At 47.3% G+C, this 3,346-nt stretch carries 5 protein-coding genes; 3 read left to right on the top strand and 2 right to left on the bottom strand.

Annotation, left to right across the window (positions count from 1 at the left end):
• A partial coding sequence (locus tag PLA23_RS11725; protein WP_324475297.1) for a DUF3821 domain-containing protein occupies positions 1-918 on the bottom strand: 918 nt, incomplete at its 3' end.
• A gap of 34 nt (positions 919-952) precedes the next feature.
• Between PLA23_RS11725 and PLA23_RS11720 the strand changes: the two genes are divergently transcribed.
• From PLA23_RS11720 to PLA23_RS11710, 3 genes are all read left to right on the top strand, one after another.
• Complete coding sequence (locus tag PLA23_RS11720; protein ID WP_324475296.1) at positions 953-2,092, top strand: ArsB/NhaD family transporter; 1,140 nt, start codon at positions 953-955, stop codon at positions 2,090-2,092.
• 244 nt (positions 2,093-2,336) lie between these two features.
• A complete protein-coding gene (locus PLA23_RS11715; protein WP_324328753.1) occupies positions 2,337-2,726 on the top strand; it encodes a response regulator in 390 nt (129 codons plus the stop codon).
• A gap of 48 nt (positions 2,727-2,774) precedes the next feature.
• Entirely contained in the window at positions 2,775-2,969 is a 195-nt protein-coding gene (locus PLA23_RS11710) for a hypothetical protein (RefSeq protein ID WP_324475295.1), read from the top strand.
• Positions 2,970-3,074: 105 nt separating this feature from the next.
• Here the strand turns inward: PLA23_RS11710 and PLA23_RS11705 are convergent, their stop codons facing one another.
• A complete protein-coding gene (locus tag PLA23_RS11705; protein ID WP_324328751.1) occupies positions 3,075-3,278 on the bottom strand; it encodes a helix-turn-helix transcriptional regulator in 204 nt (67 codons plus the stop codon).
• Positions 3,279-3,346 lie beyond the last annotated feature (68 nt).

Raw genomic sequence — 3,346 nt, 5'->3', positions numbered from 1 at the left:
GACCGGTTCGGTCACGATTGGTGCGATATCAAGCGTCAGCTCAGGAACTGGTTCTTCAGTAGGTGTTTGAGCAGGTGTCCAGGTAGGCGTCGGTGAGGGAGTGTTTGTGATGATTTCATTCTTGTCGGCATCTGCATCTTTTTTACCAGATCCCGATTTTTTATCTGATGTGCTATTTGCGTCTTTTTCCTTTTCCGGTTTGATTTTACTCAAAAGAAAGGTCGTTTTCAGACTGGTGGTAACCCCATCTCCAGGGTTCTTTTCGGCAATATCATTTACCTGAATCGTAGCCCATGCAGTGTACTCCCCTTCTGGATACTTCCCGTCATCCTTCGTCTCCCAGACGGCACCGGTATCAAACGGACTATAATAGACAAAAATTTTATCAAGGTTATATGATCCAGTCGGTGACTGCAGGGTTGTAAACGTTGTCTCATTTGGTCCGGTCAGATTGAGTCTGACAGGGACTCCTGCTGAACCCGGCCGCTCGGTGAGTGTATACATGTTGGTGGATATCTTAAAAGAGACGAGATTTCCTTTCTTTATCCATTCAGGTTCATGATCAATTCCCTGCTCCTCCACATCCAGCTGAATCCAGGGATCCTGAACCTTGAATACTGGTTTTTTACTGATAAGACCATACCAGGTCCCTGTCTTTCCTGAAAAGAATGCTGGATCCACAAAAAAATGCCTGGCATCCATCACCTTTGCACGGGAATCAGGGGTCCCCTCCGGAGAGCCGGAACTCCAGAACGCAATCTCATCGCCGGTCCTGACATTACAGTCCGAGATATCAAGGTCATTTTCTCCAACAAATACCGTCCCTTCCTTTGGAATTTTTGAGTCCAGTGCATATGCACCAGTCCCAAAGAGAAGAAGAATGAGTATGAATAAGAGAAAAATCCGGGAGACTTCCATAATAGAGTATTCCCGCCGGTTTTTTTAGATATTTGTGTGCTGCATCATATTTCAGATACGTGAATATCATATTCCATCAGGGACGAGTACTATCACGCAGTTTGCTCTGGGTATACTGGGTCTGGTCTTTATCCTGATTGCCATTCGTCAGGTCGGCAGGTTTTCTTTTCGAATCTGGCAGGTGATGCTTGCCGGGGCAGTACTAACGCTGCTCACCGGACAGATATCACCTCATGATGCGCTGCATGCTATCAACCCCGGTGTCATGCTCTTTCTTCTTGGTATGTTCATCATTGGTGAAGGGGTGAAGAATAGTGGTCTTCTTGAAGACTGTATCACCGGAATCTGCCGGTACGCAACATCCGGGGACATGCTCCTGATTCTTATTGTCGTAACCATGGGAGGGCTGTCGGCGATTCTCATGAATGATACGATTGCTATCATTGGTGCACCCCTGATTCTGATTCTTGCCGGACGATTCGGAGTATCCAAACCTGGAGCCATGATCGCTCTGTGCTTTGCCGTTACTACGGGAAGTGTGTTCAGCCCGATTGGAAACCCCCAGAATTATCTTATTGCCTCATATGTCCCGCATATGTCCCCGTATCTTCTCTTTCTGTCCGGACTTTGTATCCCGACACTTCTCTCGATGGGAATCATCTGCCTCTTTCTTCGGCCGCTTTTTCAGGGGGCCGGCCGGCCAGATGATGGTTGTCTAATTCAGAAGACATCCGCAGACATCAGAAGAGGGACTGTGTATCTCTCGTTTATCCTTATTTTTATCGGGATCGGACTTCAGATCGCACACGGGCTGATGGGGATCGGATGGGCAGTTCCTATCGAATATATCGCAATCATCGCAGCCATGCCAGTCCTGCTCTGTTCGTCAGACCGAATCAGCGTTCTGAAAAACCTGGACTGGTGCACCCTCATCTTCTTCGCTTCCATGTTTGTCCTGATGCAGAGTGTGTATGACACAGGATTCTTTCAGGGATTCCTGCCAAAGACCGGAGGGACAGATATCCTCATTGTGCTGGTTTTTGGCATTCTGCTCTCCCAGTTTATCTCAAACGTCCCTTTTGTTGCGCTCTTTCAGCCGGTTCTGTTAACCCCGGAAGTATCACCATCAATCGTTCTCGCACTTCAGCAGGAAGCACCATCGCCGGAAATCTGACCATTCTTGGTGCAGCAAGTAATGTTATCATTCTTGCACAAGCAGAGCGGTATGGCGTCCATGTTCCCATGACCATCTTTTGCAGATACGGCATTCCGGTAACGATCTGCCAGACGTGTATCTATGCCGCATATCTGACCGTTATGCCATGATCTCCCGGTTTTTCATTTCTTTTTGGGTATTGCATGGCATATATTTATATATTGAGAGTCTGAAACGGTGATTTACAGCCTGGATTGCCCACATGTCAGGAATACTCGTCGTTGATGATAAACCCGCACACCGGGATCAGATCGCGGAGATTCTGAGCAGTGCCGGATATCAGGTCACCGGGATTGCATCGTCAGGGACTGAGGCAATAACCTTATTTCATCAGATTGAGCCGGATCTGGTAACACTTGATCTTATCATGCCGGATATGAACGGTATGGATCTGCTCAGGATCATGAAAGGGACAAGTCCAATGGTGTCTTTTCTCATCTGCACATCCATCTGTCATGAGATGATGGCAGATCTTGCAAAGCGATCCGGTGCTGATGCACTCTTTTACAAACCGATCTCATCATCAAAACTGCTTGAAGCTGTCTCACATATCCTGGGATCACCACAGCTGGAGAAAGACGCTTCATCATAGGAATATGATCCGGGAGGGGATCCCGGACCTGAAAACAAGGTTTATGGGGTGTATCCATATCCGGTCAGGCAGATAATTGTGCGGGGAGTGCTGGATGGGGGGTTTGTATCTCTCTGCCTGAACCGGTCATGTCTCTTCTGGTTTTGTAATTATCCTCTGGTGAGGACGGCATACCGGATGGGTAGGTGTGGGGCGTATGCATTCCAGCTTTGGTATCACCTCCGGGCTCTTTGTGCAGGGTAGTTCCTGCGCATGTATAGTTATATTTACATTCTGTTATATCTACTTTCCTCTTGGACGTAGATTCTTAGCTTTTTGTTATCATCTCCAGGCATTTTCAGATCATGCTTACAGGGAAGAATCTTCAAAAACAAAAATCTCTTCAATGGTCACATGAAACCTCCGGGCCATTTTGAATGCCAGTTCAAGAGAGGGGTCATATTTTCCTTTCTCTATTGCAAGAATAGTCTGTCTGGTGACTCCCACGTCCCGTGCAAGATCTTCCTGAGTCAGATCATGCATTGCCCGAAAGACCTTGATCTTATTCTTCATCCTCCCCTCCGGCACCAAATTTCCGCTCGTACCAGGAGATGAAGAGGATGTATACAATTATCATCAGA

It is taken from the genome of Methanospirillum sp., from assembly GCF_035406105.1.
Lineage (GTDB): Archaea > Halobacteriota > Methanomicrobia > Methanomicrobiales > Methanospirillaceae > Methanospirillum.
The sequence above is the reverse complement of the archived record's forward strand: the minus strand, read 5'-3'. Positions and strand labels throughout refer to the sequence as shown.

Coding starts and splice junctions, on each gene's coding strand:
- PLA23_RS11715 (WP_324328753.1), top strand. CDS start 2,337: ATGTCAGGAATACTCGTCGTTGATGATAAACCCGCACACCGGGATCAG.
- PLA23_RS11705 (WP_324328751.1), bottom strand. CDS start 3,278: ATGAAGAATAAGATCAAGGTCTTTCGGGCAATGCATGATCTGACTCAG.